This is a genomic window from Ruegeria sp. CDSC045, assembly GCF_059610725.1.
In genome coordinates this window covers 276,028-291,874 of the sequence record NZ_JBXWOE010000002.1, presented here as the reverse complement: position 1 = coordinate 291,874, position 15,847 = coordinate 276,028, and the positions used below count along the sequence as shown (strand labels likewise).

Here is a 15,847-nt window from a genome sequence, read left to right as displayed (position 1 = left end):
CCCGCTCAAGTATCACTGCAATAGCGCAATGCTGCATTTGCAGCAACGGGCAGCTTGTCTCAGGACCCAAGGTCCCTAGTTTTTTGGGGTTAACCCGCCGATTTCTGTTCGTTTTCCGTTTTCCAGGGCGCAGAAACCGTAGGTGCGCCGAACAGAAATCCTTGCAGACAATCGACACCATTGGCCACCAAAAACTCAGCATCCGCTTTGGTTTCGACCGATTCGGCCGTGACCAGAATCTCAAATTCCCTTGCAACTGCGATCAGGGCACGAACCAGCGCCTGATTATCCGGGTTTTCACTGATGCCGCGGATGAACTGGCCATCAATCTTGGCGGCATCAAAAAGAAACTCGCGGAAATGGCGGAAGCAGAAATTGCTGGCACCAAAATCATCCAGCGCAAATGCAACGCCACGTGGTTGCAACCGGTCCATGAAATCGACCACGAGTTCCGGCACGGTCATGGCCGAACTTTCGGAAATTTCAAGGATCAGCCTTTCACCGATACTGGCATCTTTTTTCATGAACCGGTCAAGAACACGCGACCAACGTCCATATCCGATCGACCGTGCGGACATATTGATCGACATGCGGATGTCCGAGGTGCGCGCCAATGTGCGCAGGCCCATCTCAAGCGCGATGCAGTCCAATTCGCGGCCAATCGGGGTGTTTTCAAGCTGAGGCATAAATTCGCGTGCCGGGATGACACGACCGGTTTCATCCAGCACCCGGATGAAGCCCTCGTAGAAGGCGATACCATGTGGCGCGTTAGCCTGCATGACCGGTTGAAAGGCCAGTTTGCACTGTTTGTGTTTGACAGCATCCGTAGCCATCTGGATCGTTGAGTTGTCGCGCGACAGCACGGCCGCGTTTAACGGGCTGTCTGATCCTTCGGGTAAATCTGCCAGTTTCCTGTCCCGCATGATCGAAATCGCTTCCCTACCGTCGTCGGTCAGGATCCAATTTCAGGGCAAAGATGTGAATCTGCGGTTAATGGAAATGAAAATGTCAGCGGGCTGCGTCCAGAACACGTCCTAGAGATCTAGCGGCACCAATAACTGCGCCTGTAAATCCCAGCACCATCATGGCCAGTCCAAATGCGATCAGCGTTGCGGTCCCGGCGGCCAGCGCTGTCAGCATTGCGAGAAGCAGTCCTATCAGTCCTAAAACTGTGGAAAATGTTGTCCAACGGGTCATGATAATCTCCGGTCACTCGTAATGCACATCGTTTGGATATGTGCAGGCTGAGCTAATTTTCAAGAAAATCAGCACGTGACCGGCGGATTCAAGCTTGTTTTGCCTCGGATTTGTGCGTTTCGGTCTCAAAATGCTCAAATCCGGGCGTCCCTCGATCCCTGGGATTGCGCGAGATATGCTTGGCTTTGATCTGCTCCGAGCTATCCCGGCTCCCGTCATGGCTGTAACCGGGTGGGGCAAAGCAATAGGCCAACCGCTGGCGCAAAGTTAGCCCCGATTGCGTGGCATCCTGCCAGATTCCGACCCATTCGTGAAAGGCGACGCGCAACGGGTTGAAGGTTCCGATATTGTGAACCAACCCATAGTCGACTTTGTCATCGATCTGCTCTGGCACAAAGGTGCCGAACATTTTGTCCCAGATGATGAACACGCCGGCATAGTTGCAATCCAGATAGCGCGCGTTGCGGCCATGATGGGCGCGGTGGTGGCTGGGGGTGTTCATAACCGCCTCGAACCAGCGGGGCATCTTGCCGATGGCCTCGGTGTGAATCCAGAACTGATAGATCAGGTTCAGACCGCCGACAAACAGAACCATTGCCGGATGAAACCCCAGCAGGATCAGCGGCGCGCGCACGACCATCATGAAGGTGAATGTATAAGTCCAGGTCTGACGCAACGCCGTGGTCAGGTTGTAATGCTGAGAGCTATGATGGTTCACATGGCTGGCCCAGACCCAACGGATGCGATGCCCGAACCGATGCACCCAATAGTAACGCAAATCGTCCAGCAAAAAGCACAGGATAATCACCGGGATCGAGGTGCCCAGGTTCAGCGGAGTAATCTGCCACAACCACATAAAGAACCCGTAGGCGATGAAACCCAGCAGAAACCCCGAGGCAATATTGCCCGCGCCCATGATCAGCGAGGTGACCGCATCCCGCGTTTCATAGCGCCCGCCCCGGCCTTTGAAAGCGATCCAGACGAACTCGGCCAGAATTGCGGCGATAAAGAACGGGACTGCCCATTGCACGGCATCGGGAAAGGAAATCTGGTCGGTCATGCGGGCTCCATCAAGTGTCGCCAGTGGGCGCGTTCGATGTCATCGAGGTGGATGCGGGTTGAGGGGGTTCCGAAATCATGAAACTGAACTTCGAATCCGTCCGGATGCTCGATCCAGTCATAATCCTGCAGGTGGCGGGCCACGGTATCCGCGCCGAACGACCACAAAAGGCCCGAACCGGTTGTGGTTCGGATCAGCGCGGAACGTTGGTCATGCGCTACGGTTACATCTGCGATCACGTCATCTGGGAAATGGCGAGACCATTGCGCGCGCGCCAGATCAGGTGTCAGGGCAAACTGCCGCGAACGGCCCGTCAGATGCAGCAGAATAGTAATTCCGCCGATCCCCCCAACGACCAGAACCAACAATATCTCCAGCGGCATGACTTCCTCCTGACCCACAAACTGCAAAGCGGAGGCTTGGCTGTCAAAGGTGGCGTCGCGTAAGCTGAAATTCGACCTGAAGCACCGGTTGGGAATCACGCTACCCGTGCAAAGAGGTCAGTTGGTAATCGTATAGGTCCCCCCGGAATCACCCTTGCCCTTGTTGCGGGTAAAGGTCACCTGGTTCCCTTCTATCGTTACTTTCTGGCAATCCTGCGGGATCTGATTTCCGCCAACAACAAGCGTTCGGCACCAAAAACGTTTGTTCCAGATCCACGCGCCCGAGAATTTGACCTTGTCGCTGGTTTGCCCGGAAATCTTCCCGTCGGGTGAAATAAGCACCCAGGTGCCGCCATCCACCAGTTTCTTACCGGTGACAGCATTCAGAAAATCTTGTTCTTTCTTGATGTCTTTGGCCTCGGCAACCAATGCCGAGCCCAAAACCAGACAGGCAGCAATGGCCAGAGTGAATACGTTCTTCATAAAGAAAGCCTCCTCGCTACAACGACGGGGAGGCTATCATAAATTCAGGACTTCAGGAAAACGACCTTAGCTTTCTTCCGCGACCAGTGCCGCAATAATCGCCTTGGCACTGTCTGAATTCCACTCGGCATCCCCGATCAGGCGGGCGACTTCATTGCCATCGGGGTCAAGAATGACCGTGATTGGCAGGGCAATGACACCGAACTCACGTGCCACAGCCGAGCCTGGATCTTGATGGCGCGGCAGGTTCTCGATGTTGTTTTCCTCGAAAAACTTCTTGATCCCCGCGGGTGAGTTGCGCCCGGTGGCCAATGTCAGGACTTCGAATTTGTCACCCCCGAATTCCGCCTGCAACTCGGCGATCTGAGGCATTTCCTTGCGGCACGGTGCGCACCATGTGGCCCAAAAGTTCAGCAGAACGTATTTGCCCTGATAGTCGGCAAGCGTTGCGGTGCCACCGTCATCTTCCAACTGAAATTCGACCAAGGTGTGCGGTTTGGGCTCTTTGTGCAGGATCAACCGCTTCAGGGTGCCTTCGCGCAGCGGACCCAGAGTTTCCGCATCTGTGGCCAAAGCCGCGTTTGCACCTAGCGCAAGGGCCATATAAAGGGGGATCAGACGAAATAGGCGCATATCAACTCCGGGTTTTCTTACATGACCGATCAATCTTCGAACCAGATGTGGGGCGGCCGCTTTGCCGCCGGTCCAGACGCGATCATGGAGGCAATCAATGCCTCGATCGGGTTCGATCAGCGGATGGCAGCCCAGGACATTGCAGGCTCGCGCGCCCATGCCGCCATGTTGGCTGCCACAGGCGTTATAACTGATAGTGATGCTGAAGCTATTCGGGAAGGGCTGCTCACCGTATTGTCAGAAATCCAGAACGGCGCGTTTCAGTTCTCGACAGCTCTGGAAGACATCCACATGAACGTCGAGGCGCGCCTGAAAGAGATCATTGGCGAACCTGCGGGCCGTTTGCACACAGGCCGGTCGCGCAATGACCAGGTGGCGACCGATTTCAAATTGTGGGTGCGTGATCAGTTCGATGCCGCCGATGCCGGTCTGCTGGCCCTAATCCGCGCGCTTTTGGCGCAGGCAGAGGCCGGGGCGGACTGGGTCATGCCGGGCTTTACCCATCTGCAAACCGCCCAGCCTGTGACCTGGGGTCATCACATGATGGCTTATGTCGAAATGTTCGGGCGTGATCTGTCCCGCGTCCGCGATGCCCGCGCGCGGATGAACGAATCCCCACTGGGGGCTGCCGCGCTGGCTGGAACCTCGTTCCCTATTGATCGGGTCATGACCGCCGAGGCGCTGGGCTTTGACCGTCCCACTGCCAATTCGCTGGACGCCGTCAGTGACCGCGATTTTGCGCTGGAATTTCTGTCAACTGCTTCGATCTGTGCAATGCACCTGTCGCGCTTTGCCGAAGAACTGGTGATCTGGTCTTCTGCCCAGTTCCGCTTTGTCACCCTGTCTGACCGTTTTTCGACTGGCTCGTCTATCATGCCGCAAAAGAAGAACCCGGATGCGGCAGAACTGATCCGTGCCAAGGTCGGGCGCATTTATGGCGCCAACACCGCGCTGATGATGGTGATGAAGGGCTTGCCGCTGGCCTATTCCAAGGACATGCAGGAAGACAAGGAACAGGTTTTTGACGCTGCCGATAACTGGATGCTGGCGCTGGCAGCGATGGAAGGCATGGTCAAGGATATGACCGCCAACCGCGAAAGCCTGGCTGCGGCTGCAGGGTCGGGTTTTTCGACCGCGACTGATCTGGCCGACTGGCTGGTGCGCGTTCTGGGCCTGCCGTTCCGCGATGCCCATCACGTCACCGGATCGCTGGTTGCGATGGCCGAGAGCAAGGGCTGCGATCTGCCGGACCTGACGCTTGCGGATATGCAAACAGTGCATGCGGAGATCACCGATGACGTCTTTTCTGTCCTTACGGTGCAAAATTCGGTAAACTCGCGCCAGTCTTACGGCGGCACGGCACCGGATCAGGTGCGGGCTCAGGTCAAGCGATGGAAGGCGTTGGTGTAATGCGAATTCTGACTGCGGCTCTGTTTGTGCTGGCAGGGGTAACCCTGGCCGGATGCGGTGCGGATGGCGAACCGATCCAACCAACGATGAGCGCCAATATCGGCGTCGGCACCAGCGGCGCCTATGTCGGGGGCGGCGTTGGCCTGCAACGCGGCCCCCTGAGCGTTTTTCTCGGGCGGTAGTGTTTCCCGAGTTGCAGTTTCAGCACTCAGTTCCCATTTCAGGCCGATCAATGACGCTCGGCCGTAAACCTTGGAAAAAGAAATGAATATGAAGATTCTAGGCCTGTTCTTTGGCCTCGCCATTCTTGCGGCTTGCGACCCATCCTATAAACCGCGACCCGATCCCGAACCCCAATCCGGCGGATCTGGAATTTCGATATCCGGTTATGGGCGGGTCGGCGTTTCGCATATTGAATGACGCGACACCCCTGTTTGCGTAGAATCCATTGATCCGCCGGGGCATTTTGGTCTAAGCGCGTCTTTATGGATCACTTTCTTTACCGCGACGGCGCGCTTTACGCCGAGGATGTCCCGATCTCCGAAATCGCAGCTGCGGTTGGGACACCCTTTTACGTCTATTCGACGGCGACGCTGCTGCGTCATTTCCAGCTGTTCGATGAGGCGTTGGACGGGACCGACCACCTCGTATGTTATGCGATGAAGGCCGCCAGCAATCAGGCAATCCTGAAGACGCTTGCCGAGGCAGGCGCGGGGATGGACGTTGTTTCGGGTGGGGAATACCTGCGGGCCAAAGCTGCCGGAGTGCCCGGCGGTAAGATCGTGTTTTCGGGCGTTGGCAAAACAGCCGAAGAAATTCGCACCGCTCTGACCGGTGGCATTCGTCAGTTCAACGTGGAATCCGAACCCGAGATGGAGGTGATCAACGCCGTTGCGCTTGATTTGGGCGTCGTTGCTCCGATCACCGTTAGGGTAAATCCGGATGTGGACGCCAAGACCCACGCCAAAATCGCCACCGGAAAATCCGAGAATAAATTCGGCATTCCGATCGCCCGCGCGTCAGAAGTCTATGCCCATGCTGCCAGCCTGCCCGGGCTGGAGGTCATTGGCATCGACGTCCATATCGGCTCGCAACTGACCGAGCTAGAGCCTTTTGCATTGGCCTATCAGAAGGTTGCTGAGCTGACTGAGACGCTGCGCAATGAGGGTCACAATATTCGCCGCCTTGATCTGGGTGGGGGGCTGGGCATTCCCTATGCGCGCTCGAACGACGCGCCGCCGCTGCCTTTGGAATACGGTGCGCTGATCAAAGACACTCTGGGTCATCTGGGATGCGAAATCGAAATAGAGCCGGGCCGCCTAATTGCCGGTAATGCTGGTTTGATGGTCAGCAAAGTGATTTATGTGAAATCCGGCGAGGGCCGGGATTTCCTGATCCTCGACGGTGCCATGAACGACCTGATCCGCCCGGCCATGTACGAAGCCTATCACGATATCGTACCGGTGATCGAACCCGTGCCGGGCACGGAACAGCAACCCTATGATATCGTCGGTCCGGTTTGCGAAAGCGGCGATACATTTGCCAAGCAACGGCAGATGCCGCCACTGGGTGCTGGTGATCTGGTCGCCTTTCGCAGCGCAGGGGCCTATGGCGCGGTCATGTCCAGCGAATACAACACGCGGCCCCTGATACCTGAAGTTCTGGTGCACGGAGATCAATTTGCCGTAATTCGTGAACGTCCGAGCTTTGACGAAATCATAAACCGCGATACCATACCCGAGTGGCTCTGACGCAATAGACGCGCGGGCCGGTGAACGGAGGCCCGACTTGACCGCAAGAGAAACCTTGCCGATCCCCAGATTGTCTTTGCTGCTAACGCAGGTGGGGATGCTAAGCGAGCAGGTTTGGCGGTCTTTCTGGCCGTTTTTCTCAATTTCCATGGCGCTGTTGGCCGCACTGATGCTCGGACTGCAGGACCATGTCGGGGTGGAAACCGTTTGGGTCACGGGGTCGGCGGCGTTGTTTGGGCTGTTGGTTGCACTGATCCACGGCGCGCGGCGGTTCCGTATCCCGACACGAAACGAAGCGTTGATCCGGATGGATGAGACCCTGCCAGGGCGTCCTATCCAGGCTCTGATGGATGAACAGGCCATCGGCGCGATGGATGCTGATTCTGTGGCCCTGTGGCGGGCTCATCAGGCGCGTATGGCGGAACGTGCCGCACAGGCTGCGCCGGTAAAGCCCGATCTCCGACTGGCCGACCGCGACCCCTATGCTCTGCGGTTCATAGCTTTGCTGGCGCTGGTGATTGCCGTGCTTTTCGGCTCATTTTGGCGCATAGGATCCGTGACAGAGATGACACCGGGTGCAGCTGTTGCCGGGCAGGGACCAAGTTGGGAAGGCTGGGTCGAGCCGCCACGCTATACCGGCTTGCCAACGCTCTATCTGGCGGATCAATCCGACCCGACACTTTCGGTCCCGCAAGGCAGCCGCATCACATTGCGATTCTACGGCGAGGTCGGTGCGCACAGCTTGACCGAAACCTCGACACCGCTGGGCACGGAAGCGGTCACCGACCCTGAACAGGAATTTGTCGTCGAACGTTCGGGCCAAATGACGATAGACGGGCCTTCCGGGCGCGATTGGGCGTTGGAAGTGATCGCAGATACGTCTCCACTGATCACCGTGTCGGACGTTGCCAAATCCGAAGCAGGCGGCCAGATGAAACTGCCCTTTGCGGCGAAAGATGATTACGGTGTGATAGCAGGCTCTGCCCTGATCGAACTGGATCTGGATGCAATTGATCGCCGCTATGGTCTGATGGCGATTCCAGAACCGCGTGAGGTGATCGAGGTTGAGTTACCGATGCCCATTACAGGCGACCGGGCCGATTTCACCGAGAATCTGATCGAGGATTTCTCACAACATCCCTGGGCGCATCTGCCAGTAAAGATCACTTTGATGGCGCGTGATGCTGCCGATCAGCAAGGGCAGTCTGAACCCTATACAACAGCACTTCCGGCGCGTCGGTTCTTTGATCCGCTGGCGGCTGCGATCGTTGAACAGCGGCGCGATCTGCTGTGGTCACGGGACAACGCGAAACGGGTATCTCAGATTCTGCGGGCGGTATCGTATCTGCCCGAGGACCTGTTCCGCTCGGATACGGCCTATTTACGCCTGCGGGTGACACTTCGGCGGCTTGAGACATTTACCGAATACGGGTTGAAGCCGACGCAGCAGGAAGAAATCGCGGCCTCACTATGGAAGCTGGCCGTATTGATCGAGGACGGCACGCTTGCCGACGCTCTTGAGCGGATGCGCCGGGCGCAGGAGCGCCTGACGGAGGCGATGCAGAACGGGGCAAGCGACGAAGAGATCGCTGAGCTGATGCAAGAGCTGCGCGAGGCCACCCAGGACTATCTGCAACAGTTACAGCGGTTGGCAGAGCAGAACGGCGAAGAAGGTCAGCAGGGGCAAGACGGTGAATCCTTGCAAATGACGCAGGATGATCTGCAACGGATGATGGATCGAATTCAGGATCTGATGGAGCAGGGCCGTATGGCCGAGGCGCAGCAGGCGCTGGAGGAATTCCAGCAGATGATGGAGAACATGCGCGTCACGCAAGGTCAGGGTCAAGGTCAGCAATCCGAAGGCCAACAGGCGATGGAGGGTTTGGCAGAGACATTGCGCGATCAACAGGGGCTGAGCGATCAGGCTTTCCGCGATCTGCAAGAGCAGTTCAATCCCGGTGCGCAGACTGGTGAAAACCAGGGCAATCAGGGCCGCAATGGCGGTCAGGGCCGTGGTCAGAGCCACGAAGGCCAGGGCGGACAGGGGCAGGGTTCGGACCAGGCTGATGAAGGTCAGCAGGGTCAGGGTTCGCTGGCCGATCGTCAACAGGCCCTGCGCGATGAGCTGGGCCGCCAGCAACAAAACCTGCCCGGTGCCGGTACTCCGGAAGGCGAAGCCGCCCGTGATGCGCTTGGGCGCGCTGGCCGCGCCATGGATGAGGCTGAGCAGGCTCTGCGGAATGACGAGCTGGCCGATGCTATCGACAACCAGTCCGAAGCGATGGATGCGCTGCGGGAAGGGATGCGCTCGTTAGGTGAGGCCTTGGCCCAGAACCAGCAGAATCAACCAGGTCAAGGCAGCCAGGAAGGCGACATGCAGGCCAACAACCGCGATCCACTGGGCCGCAACCCTGGGGCAAACGGGTCGATGTCAACCGATGAGAGCCTGCTGCAGGGTGAGGACGTTTATCGCCGTGCGCGCGAGTTGCTGGACGAAATTCGCCGCCGGACCGGTGAATCCGAACGCCCCGAGATTGAATTGGAATATCTCAAGCGCCTGCTTGAACGGTTCTGATCAGTTCTGAGAAGCGCCAGCCTGGGTATCCAGCCAAAGCCGGGCTTGATCCACCAAAGACACATAAGGTTTGAGAACTGCATCCGCCTGAGGAACAGCCTCACTGATTTGCGGAGCATTGCCGTAGATCAGGAACAGGATCACACCAAGTATCAAGATCAGAGCGAACCCACGCAGAAAGCCGCCGGATTTGGGGGGCGCAGGCGCTGATGCCTCAGGCGCATCTGCAGAGGCGTCGCCGCGGAATCCGGAATTGATCGTTTCGACATCGGGCAGGGCGTCACCTTGCCCGGAATCTTTAGCGGTTTCTGTAGCTGTCAGTTCCTTGACCGCCTGTTCGGGGTCTGGTTCCGGCTCGGAAGGTGGATCAAGAGCAAGATCAGGCTGGCTTTCAAGACTGCTGCCTTCCTGGGCCCGCAATTCGGCTTCGCGTGCGGCTTCTTCCTTCAGTATATCGGCGACCGAAGGATCCACATTGCTGACCGGCGCACCATCCTTTGGTGTGGCTTCGGGCTCGGGCTCGGTCTGGTCGGCGGTTTCTGGCTCCGCCGGTGGAACAGCCTTATCCTCGGCAGTCGTTTCATCTGCAGGTTGCTCAACGGTTGGATCCGCCGGATGTTTGGCCTGGAACCACGTTTTCTCGCAATTCGAACACTGAACATCGCGGCCTTCCTCTGGAATGACCTCGTCTGGCACCTCGTATTGGGCACTGCAGTTGGGACAAGTAAGACGCATGCTGCCTCCGGGCCGGGGGTTGGCCTGATAATAGTTTTTTTAAGAATGATATTCCGTTAGAACCAAACAGCAAAGCGCGTTTTCGGTTTCGCGGGCCAAGTGTCACCATTTGGACCCGGTACGGGCATTGAAACCTGAACCGCGCTGGGGCAAGAAGAGCGGCACAAAAATTGGGGGCCCCCGTGATCGAGCTGGACCATGTCAGCTACACCTATGGTGGAGGTGAATTGCTGAGCGACGTATCGCTTAAGCTTCAACCGGGGTCGTTTCATTTCCTGACCGGGCCGTCCGGTGCTGGCAAAACAACCCTGTTAAAGCTCTGCTATGGCGCATTGCTGCCCACATCGGGAAGGCTGAGCGTGTTCGATCAGGATATCGCCCGCCTTAACCGCGATCAGATGGCCCTGATGCGCCGCCGGATAGGTGTGGTGCATCAGGATTGCCGGTTTCTGGATCACATGACTTTGGCCGAGAATGTCGCTTTGCCGTTGATGGTATCCGGTAAGGCGGAAATTGCCGAGCAAACAGATCTGTCAGATCTGTTAAACTGGGTCGGGCTGGGTGCGCGTCTTGACGCGCTGCCACCAGAGCTGTCAGGCGGTGAACGCCAGCGTGCGGCGCTGGCCCGTGCGGTGATGCTGTCGCCGGATGTCGTGCTGGCCGATGAGCCGACGGGCAATGTGGATTGGGAAATGTCTCAGCGACTTTTGCGCCTGCTGGTCGAGTTGAACAAGATGGGCAAGACAGTCTTGATTGCGACCCATGATCTTAGCCTGATCCGTGCGGCGAAAAGCCAGGTGCAGGCGCGTGTTTTGCGCATCTCGCAGCGCCAAATTCAACTGGCGGGGGCGGATCTATGAACGTGGAAACTTTCCGCAACCTGTTGAAACGTGATGGTCGTGCCGACCGAGTTGTTCCGCCCACTGGCTATACTGCACATCTCACACTGTTCGTGTCCGGTGCGATGGGCTTTCTTGCGGTGTTCGCGCTGGCTCTGTCATTGGCGTCGGGGCGAGTGGCAGACCGCTGGGCAAGCGAACTTGCCGGCGCTGCCACGGTGCGGATCAATGCCCCGGCCGACCAGATGGCCGCCCAGACTGAAACCGCGCTGACGGTGTTGTCGCAAACACCCGGTGTCGCCTCTGCCCGGGCGTTGACCATCGAGGAGCAGATTGCGCTGTTGTCGCCTTGGTTTGGCCCGGATTTGCCACTGGACACGCTGCCCGTGCCGCAGTTGATCGAAATTTTCGAAGGTGAGCCAGGTCTGGATGCAGCAGGATTGCGCCTGCGTCTTGGGGCCGAGGTGCCCGGAGCCGTACTGGACGACCACTCGCGCTGGCGCGAACCTTTGGTTGATGCGGCCCGCTCGCTCTGGAGGCTTGGCTGGGTCTCAATCCTTCTGATTGGCGGAGCGACCGCCGCCATGATCACATTGGCGGCCAATGCGTCGCTGGCAGCCAACGCGCAGATTATCGAAGTGCTGCGTCTTGTCGGGGCCCGGGATCGATTTATTGCCAATGCGTTTGTTCGCCGCTTCACCTACCGCGCATTTTTTGGTGCGATGGTTGGTGTGCTGTTCGGAATGACAGGTGTGTTGTTGCTGCCCGAGGCATCGTCGGACGAGGGCGGCTTTCTGACGGGCCTGGGCTTTCAGGGGGCAGGGTGGCTGTTGCCAGCCCTCATCCCGGTACTGGGTGCTGCGGTGGCCTTTCTAGCCACATGGACTGCGGCAAACCGCAAATTGAAGGAGCTTTCGTAATGGCCACTCCAATTCAATGGATCCGCTCACTGGTCTTCATGATCGTGATCTACGTGTGGATGCTGGTCCTTGGCCTCGTGTTTGCTCCTTACGCCATGTTTGCAAAGCGCGGAGCGTTACATGCATGCAAGACCTATGCGCGCACAACCATGTGGCTGGCGCGTTGGATGGTTGGTATTCGATGCGAAGTTCGCGGGACTGTGCCAGTGGACGAGGTGGTCATCGGGGCCAAACACCAGTCTTTCCTCGATATCATCATGATCTTTAGCGCGATTCCTCATGGCAAGTTCATTATGAAGCGCGAATTACTGTGGACGCCAGTCATTGGGCTTTACGCCAGCCGCCTGGGGTGCATCCCGGTCAATCGCGGCAAGAAGGGCGCTGCTGTGGCCAAGATGGTCCAGGATGTGGCAAAGGAATTTACAGAACCTGGCCAGTTGGTGATCTATCCGCAGGGCACCCGTGTCGCGCCAGGCGTTCACAAACCGTATAAGGTTGGAACTGCCGTCCTGTACGAAGGCTTGGGAATCCCTTGCGTACCTGTTGCAACAAATGCCGGAGTGTTCTGGCCCCGAAGCGGCGTGATGCGCAAACCCGGCCTTGCGATCGTCGACTTCCTTGATCCGATAGAACCCGGCGTCGAACGTGCGCGCTTTCTGGACCGATTGGAAGATGTGATCGAGACGCGCTCGAACGCTTTGATGACAGAAGTGGGGTTTGATCCTGATGCAGTTCATTGACGATATCGAAACGCTCGAGGGACATTACGGCGCACCGGGCGCCCCATCATTGCGTAAAGTAGCGCACCGGTTGACGCCTCTGTACCGGCAATGGGTCATGGCTTCGCGGCTATGCGTACTCAGTACGGTTGGGCCCGAAGGGGTCGATGGCAGCCCACGTGGCGATGATGGTTCGGTGGTTCTGGAACTGGATCCAAAGACATTGGCGATGCCCGACTGGCGCGGAAACAACCGGCTGGATAGCTTGCGCAATATCGTGCGCGATCCGCGTGTGTCCTTGATGTTCATGGTCCCAGGGTCGAACAATGTTGTGCGCGTCAACGGGTCGGCCCGACTGACAGCGGACCAAGACCTTCGAACCCGGTTCGAAAAACAAGGCAGGCTTCCGGCCACCGTGATCGTCATCGACATTACAGAGGTCTACACTCAGTGTGCCCGTGCGCTGATGCGTGCGCGGACTTGGAGCAGCGGGGACGAAGCCGCCATATTGCCGACAATGGGTGAAATCCTGGCCGAAGCGTCAGACGGCGAGGAAGGTGGCACGCAATATGATGAGGCCTGGGGGCAACGCGCCGCAAAAACGATGTGGTAGCCTGTTTACTTATCAAGGTTTGGTCAAAGAATCGTCACACGGGTAGGTAAGTAGAGAACCGTGAGGCAAATACAGGTTACAGGAGCCGTCAATGGAGCAGCTTAGTTCAGTTTGGGATTCTTTCCTGAACCACGCCCGCTATGTGTTTACGTCTCCTTTGGATCCCACGAACCGGATTTTCTATGTTTATGTTGGCAGTTCTCTGCTGATTGCCTTCGCCATCTATGCCGTGAAGCGCAGAAACGCGTCACATGTCGACGGTGAGAGCAGCTTTCTGGGGTTTCTGTTTCCCCGCAAGGTCTGGGACCACCCTTCGGCATGGCTCGATATCCGCTATTTCTTTTTCCACAAACTGATCGGGCATTTTCTGATATTGGGTCTGCTCGCCGGATCAGCTGCCTTGTCCTATCAATGGGCAAGCGGTGGGCTTGACCCCAATAACTCACCCCGGGCAGAGCCCTTGGTTGGCTGGTTGGGGGCTTTGGCTACCTTCACCTACATGCTCATTCTATTCCTGATTATGGATTTCATCGGCTACGCAGCCCATTACCTGCAGCACAAGGTCCCGCTGTTGTGGCAATTTCACAAAGTTCATCACAGCGCCGAGGTGATGCACCCGTTGTCGAATTTTCGCGAACATCCGATAGACAATATCCTCTACAATGTTGCGATTGGGTTTGGTGCCGGCGCAGTAACCGGGTTTGCGTTTCGACTGTTAGGGTACCAGCCGAACATGCCGGCATTGCTGGGCGTGCCGGTGCTGATGTTCTTGTTCAATGTCGGAGGTTATAATCTGCGACATTCCCATATCTGGTTGCGTTGGCCGGGTGTGTGGTCGAAAGTTTTTCCCTCGCCTGCGCATCACCACGTGCATCACAGTTGCCACCCGGACCATCTGGACAAAAACTTCGCCTTCATGTTTCCGTTCTGGGATGTGTTGTTCGGCACCTACATCATGCCCGAGGATAACAGGGACGTGAAATTCGGCGTGACCGAGAAGGACAAGGGTCACGAGATGGACACCTGCATGAAGCTCTATTTCCTGCCGTTCAGAGATGCGTGGCGTATTCTGAACAAGAAACGGCGGCCATCGTCTTACCAAGCGCCCGATGCAGATGCCGCCAGTCGCCATTCGGTCAAATAGCGAGCATCTGCGGTGGTTGCCGGCCTGACGTGATCCGCTGATCGCCTGTGCCCGGCAACGCCTTGGCGGTGGTTTCGGCTGGGCATAGTGACGCAAACGCCCTCAAGCCGCGGCGGCTCCGATCTTGGCGATCTTGCTGACCCAGCGGTCCACGTGACCCGGTTTGGGATAACTTGCCCCGGCAAAATAGGTGAACCGGGTCGGCTTGAAGCCAACAAATCCCAATATCTGATCGCGTACCTGGCGGATCAGGGCCTGGCGATAGATCAGGCGCATGAACCAACCCGGCGTATCTGATGTCAGAATGACGCGCGCGGTGCGTCCGCTCAGCATCGGGGCGGGCAATCCAATCTTGGTGGTGTTTCGCGTGTCAAAGGTGCGTCCGGGGATGAACATCCGGTCGATCAGACCTTTGAGCTTTGCGGGCAATCCGCCCCACCACATTGGCGTGGTCAAGACCAGGTGCTCGCTCCATTCGAAATCTTGCAATACCTGCTCAAGAACCGGTTCTAGCGGTTTGAAATCGTGATAATTGCCCTGGCCAAAATCAAAGTCGAACTGCATCTCGCTTAGATGGACCAGACGCACGTCATGTCCCTTGCCTCGGGCGGCGTCGGCATAAGTTTCGGCAAAGGTCCGCGACAGGCTGCTATCGGCGGGGTGTCCGTCGAGGACAAGTATTTTCTTCGGTTGCATGGGGCTCTCCTGAAAATGACCGTGGTCACTTATAGAATCAGAAAGTGACCGCGGTCAATAAAAATTTGACCATGGTCAAAAAACATGCGAGCTAACCATATGCAAAAATCACCCCAGAAACGAACTCTCAAAACTCGGGCCCGGCTTTTGGCGGCTGCCGAGGCGCTCATTGAAAACAGCGGATACGAGGCGCTGAGGGTAGAAGAGGTCGTCCAGAGCGCTGGCGTCGCCAAAGGGACGTTCTTCGCGCATTTTCGCGACAAGGATGCCTTGATGGAGCTTCTGATCGCAGATCGGCTGAATGCCTGCCTCGATCAGGCCGAGGCTGGGACCGCGCCCAAATCGGTGAATGATATCATGACCGCCCTGCAACCGGTTCACAGCTTCATGACATCCGAACGGTATGTCTTTGACTTGTTGATAAGATATTCGGGGGCGACGGCTATCGCCGATATCGGACCGATCGCATTTTGCTTTGAGCGCTACTTCCGTGTGGTCATGATGTGGCTTGACGCTGCGGATGTCCGACAGGACATTCCGACCGAGCTGTTGGCCGAAGGTGTTCAGGCCTTTGCCATTCAGGCCATGTCCCTGAAGTTCTGCGCCTTGCACGCCTCGACCGGTTTTACCGACCGGTTGAGGGTCTATCTGGATGCATGGTTGACCCCGGCGACCTAGTCACCGGGGTC

The 15,847-nt window shown here is 57.3% G+C and carries 19 protein-coding genes; 11 read left to right on the top strand and 8 right to left on the bottom strand.

The genetic code is table 11. The annotated features are described in order from the left end of the window. Positions 1-89 precede the first annotated feature (89 nt). From AC2FH6_RS06585 to AC2FH6_RS06560, 6 genes are all read right to left on the bottom strand, one after another. Positions 90-923, bottom strand: a complete 834-nt coding sequence (locus AC2FH6_RS06585) for an EAL domain-containing protein (protein ID WP_496701767.1) — start codon at positions 921-923, stop codon at positions 90-92. An 85-nt stretch (positions 924-1,008) separates the two neighbouring features. Then, positions 1,009-1,197, bottom strand: coding sequence for a hypothetical protein (locus AC2FH6_RS06580; protein WP_496691815.1), 189 nt, complete (start codon positions 1,195-1,197; stop codon positions 1,009-1,011). Positions 1,198-1,285: 88 nt separating this feature from the next. After that, complete coding sequence (locus tag AC2FH6_RS06575; RefSeq protein WP_271948469.1) at positions 1,286-2,257, bottom strand: sterol desaturase family protein; 972 nt, start codon at positions 2,255-2,257, stop codon at positions 1,286-1,288. Next, positions 2,254-2,640 carry a hypothetical protein gene (locus AC2FH6_RS06570; protein ID WP_271948467.1) on the bottom strand — a complete coding sequence of 129 codons (387 nt, stop codon included), beginning with the start codon at positions 2,638-2,640 and terminating at the stop codon, positions 2,254-2,256. The genes AC2FH6_RS06575 and AC2FH6_RS06570 overlap by 4 nt, the downstream gene beginning before the upstream one ends. A gap of 117 nt (positions 2,641-2,757) precedes the next feature. Then, on the bottom strand, positions 2,758-3,123 hold the full coding sequence (locus AC2FH6_RS06565; protein ID WP_496701765.1) for a dihydrodipicolinate reductase: 366 nt from the start codon (positions 3,121-3,123) through the stop codon (positions 2,758-2,760). Positions 3,124-3,189: 66 nt separating this feature from the next. After that, entirely contained in the window at positions 3,190-3,756 is a 567-nt protein-coding gene (locus AC2FH6_RS06560) for a TlpA disulfide reductase family protein (RefSeq protein WP_271948463.1), read from the bottom strand. A gap of 21 nt (positions 3,757-3,777) precedes the next feature. Here AC2FH6_RS06560 and argH point away from each other — a divergent pair, with 21 nt between their 5' ends. The 5 genes from argH (at position 3,778) to AC2FH6_RS06535 (ending at position 9,492) form a co-directional block, all read left to right on the top strand. Next, the gene (gene argH / locus AC2FH6_RS06555) at positions 3,778-5,166 is read left to right on the top strand and encodes an argininosuccinate lyase (protein ID WP_496701763.1); all 1,389 of its coding nucleotides are present in this window, start codon (positions 3,778-3,780) and stop codon (positions 5,164-5,166) included. Next, positions 5,166-5,348, top strand: a complete 183-nt coding sequence (locus tag AC2FH6_RS06550) for an argininosuccinate lyase (protein ID WP_496700927.1) — start codon at positions 5,166-5,168, stop codon at positions 5,346-5,348. The genes argH and AC2FH6_RS06550 overlap by 1 nt, the downstream gene beginning before the upstream one ends. 82 nt (positions 5,349-5,430) lie before the next feature. Continuing rightward, entirely contained in the window at positions 5,431-5,586 is a 156-nt protein-coding gene (locus AC2FH6_RS06545; protein WP_185956656.1) for a hypothetical protein, read from the top strand. A gap of 65 nt (positions 5,587-5,651) precedes the next feature. Further along, positions 5,652-6,917 (top strand): diaminopimelate decarboxylase, encoded by a 1,266-nt coding sequence (gene lysA, locus AC2FH6_RS06540; RefSeq protein WP_496701761.1) that lies wholly within the window; start codon positions 5,652-5,654, stop codon positions 6,915-6,917. A gap of 37 nt (positions 6,918-6,954) precedes the next feature. Further along, on the top strand, positions 6,955-9,492 hold the full coding sequence (locus AC2FH6_RS06535; protein WP_496701759.1) for a TIGR02302 family protein: 2,538 nt from the start codon (positions 6,955-6,957) through the stop codon (positions 9,490-9,492). Here AC2FH6_RS06535 and AC2FH6_RS06530 read toward each other — a convergent pair whose 3' ends face one another. Further along, on the bottom strand, positions 9,493-10,227 hold the full coding sequence (locus AC2FH6_RS06530) for a zinc-ribbon domain-containing protein (RefSeq protein WP_496691808.1): 735 nt from the start codon (positions 10,225-10,227) through the stop codon (positions 9,493-9,495). It lies immediately after the preceding gene. Positions 10,228-10,409: 182 nt separating this feature from the next. Between AC2FH6_RS06530 and AC2FH6_RS06525 the strand changes: the two genes are divergently transcribed. The 5 genes from AC2FH6_RS06525 (at position 10,410) to AC2FH6_RS06505 (ending at position 14,462) form a co-directional block, all read left to right on the top strand. Then, on the top strand, positions 10,410-11,087 hold the full coding sequence (locus AC2FH6_RS06525) for a cell division ATP-binding protein FtsE (protein ID WP_142635446.1): 678 nt from the start codon (positions 10,410-10,412) through the stop codon (positions 11,085-11,087). Continuing rightward, complete coding sequence (locus AC2FH6_RS06520; RefSeq protein ID WP_496691807.1) at positions 11,084-11,986, top strand: cell division protein FtsX; 903 nt, start codon at positions 11,084-11,086, stop codon at positions 11,984-11,986. Before AC2FH6_RS06525 ends, AC2FH6_RS06520 begins: the two co-directional genes overlap by 4 nt. Beyond that, entirely contained in the window at positions 11,986-12,726 is a 741-nt protein-coding gene (locus AC2FH6_RS06515) for a lysophospholipid acyltransferase family protein (protein ID WP_496701757.1), read from the top strand. The genes AC2FH6_RS06520 and AC2FH6_RS06515 overlap by 1 nt, the downstream gene beginning before the upstream one ends. Continuing rightward, complete coding sequence (locus tag AC2FH6_RS06510) at positions 12,713-13,318, top strand: pyridoxamine 5'-phosphate oxidase family protein (protein WP_496700916.1); 606 nt, start codon at positions 12,713-12,715, stop codon at positions 13,316-13,318. The genes AC2FH6_RS06515 and AC2FH6_RS06510 overlap by 14 nt, the downstream gene beginning before the upstream one ends. Positions 13,319-13,409: 91 nt before the next feature. After that, entirely contained in the window at positions 13,410-14,462 is a 1,053-nt protein-coding gene (locus AC2FH6_RS06505) for a sterol desaturase family protein (protein WP_271948450.1), read from the top strand. A gap of 102 nt (positions 14,463-14,564) precedes the next feature. On the opposite strand, the gene AC2FH6_RS06500 is transcribed toward AC2FH6_RS06505, so the two are convergent. Continuing rightward, a complete protein-coding gene (locus tag AC2FH6_RS06500; protein WP_142635456.1) occupies positions 14,565-15,158 on the bottom strand; it encodes an NAD(P)H-dependent oxidoreductase in 594 nt (197 codons plus the stop codon). 99 nt (positions 15,159-15,257) lie between these two features. On the opposite strand from AC2FH6_RS06500, the gene AC2FH6_RS06495 reads away from it, so the two are divergent. Beyond that, complete coding sequence (locus tag AC2FH6_RS06495; RefSeq protein ID WP_496701755.1) at positions 15,258-15,836, top strand: TetR/AcrR family transcriptional regulator; 579 nt, start codon at positions 15,258-15,260, stop codon at positions 15,834-15,836. Positions 15,837-15,847: the final 11 nt, after the last annotated feature.

What these genes read in the sequence shown, in the direction of transcription:
- AC2FH6_RS06550 (WP_496700927.1), top strand. Translation starts at nt 5,166, where the DNA reads ATGCGAATTCTGACTGCGGCTCTGTTTGTGCTGGCAGGGGTAACCCTG.
- AC2FH6_RS06515 (WP_496701757.1), top strand. Translation starts at nt 11,986, where the DNA reads ATGGCCACTCCAATTCAATGGATCCGCTCACTGGTCTTCATGATCGTG.
- AC2FH6_RS06505 (WP_271948450.1), top strand. Translation starts at nt 13,410, where the DNA reads ATGGAGCAGCTTAGTTCAGTTTGGGATTCTTTCCTGAACCACGCCCGC.
- argH (WP_496701763.1), top strand. Translation starts at nt 3,778, where the DNA reads ATGACCGATCAATCTTCGAACCAGATGTGGGGCGGCCGCTTTGCCGCC.
- AC2FH6_RS06500 (WP_142635456.1), bottom strand. Translation starts at nt 15,158, where the DNA reads ATGCAACCGAAGAAAATACTTGTCCTCGACGGACACCCCGCCGATAGC.
- AC2FH6_RS06510 (WP_496700916.1), top strand. Translation starts at nt 12,713, where the DNA reads ATGCAGTTCATTGACGATATCGAAACGCTCGAGGGACATTACGGCGCA.
- AC2FH6_RS06585 (WP_496701767.1), bottom strand. Translation starts at nt 923, where the DNA reads ATGCGGGACAGGAAACTGGCAGATTTACCCGAAGGATCAGACAGCCCG.
- AC2FH6_RS06560 (WP_271948463.1), bottom strand. Translation starts at nt 3,756, where the DNA reads ATGCGCCTATTTCGTCTGATCCCCCTTTATATGGCCCTTGCGCTAGGT.
- AC2FH6_RS06570 (WP_271948467.1), bottom strand. Translation starts at nt 2,640, where the DNA reads ATGCCGCTGGAGATATTGTTGGTTCTGGTCGTTGGGGGGATCGGCGGA.
- AC2FH6_RS06580 (WP_496691815.1), bottom strand. Translation starts at nt 1,197, where the DNA reads ATGACCCGTTGGACAACATTTTCCACAGTTTTAGGACTGATAGGACTG.
- AC2FH6_RS06495 (WP_496701755.1), top strand. Translation starts at nt 15,258, where the DNA reads ATGCAAAAATCACCCCAGAAACGAACTCTCAAAACTCGGGCCCGGCTT.
- AC2FH6_RS06565 (WP_496701765.1), bottom strand. Translation starts at nt 3,123, where the DNA reads ATGAAGAACGTATTCACTCTGGCCATTGCTGCCTGTCTGGTTTTGGGC.
- AC2FH6_RS06530 (WP_496691808.1), bottom strand. Translation starts at nt 10,227, where the DNA reads ATGCGTCTTACTTGTCCCAACTGCAGTGCCCAATACGAGGTGCCAGAC.
- AC2FH6_RS06520 (WP_496691807.1), top strand. Translation starts at nt 11,084, where the DNA reads ATGAACGTGGAAACTTTCCGCAACCTGTTGAAACGTGATGGTCGTGCC.
- AC2FH6_RS06575 (WP_271948469.1), bottom strand. Translation starts at nt 2,257, where the DNA reads ATGACCGACCAGATTTCCTTTCCCGATGCCGTGCAATGGGCAGTCCCG.
- lysA (WP_496701761.1), top strand. Translation starts at nt 5,652, where the DNA reads ATGGATCACTTTCTTTACCGCGACGGCGCGCTTTACGCCGAGGATGTC.
- AC2FH6_RS06545 (WP_185956656.1), top strand. Translation starts at nt 5,431, where the DNA reads ATGAATATGAAGATTCTAGGCCTGTTCTTTGGCCTCGCCATTCTTGCG.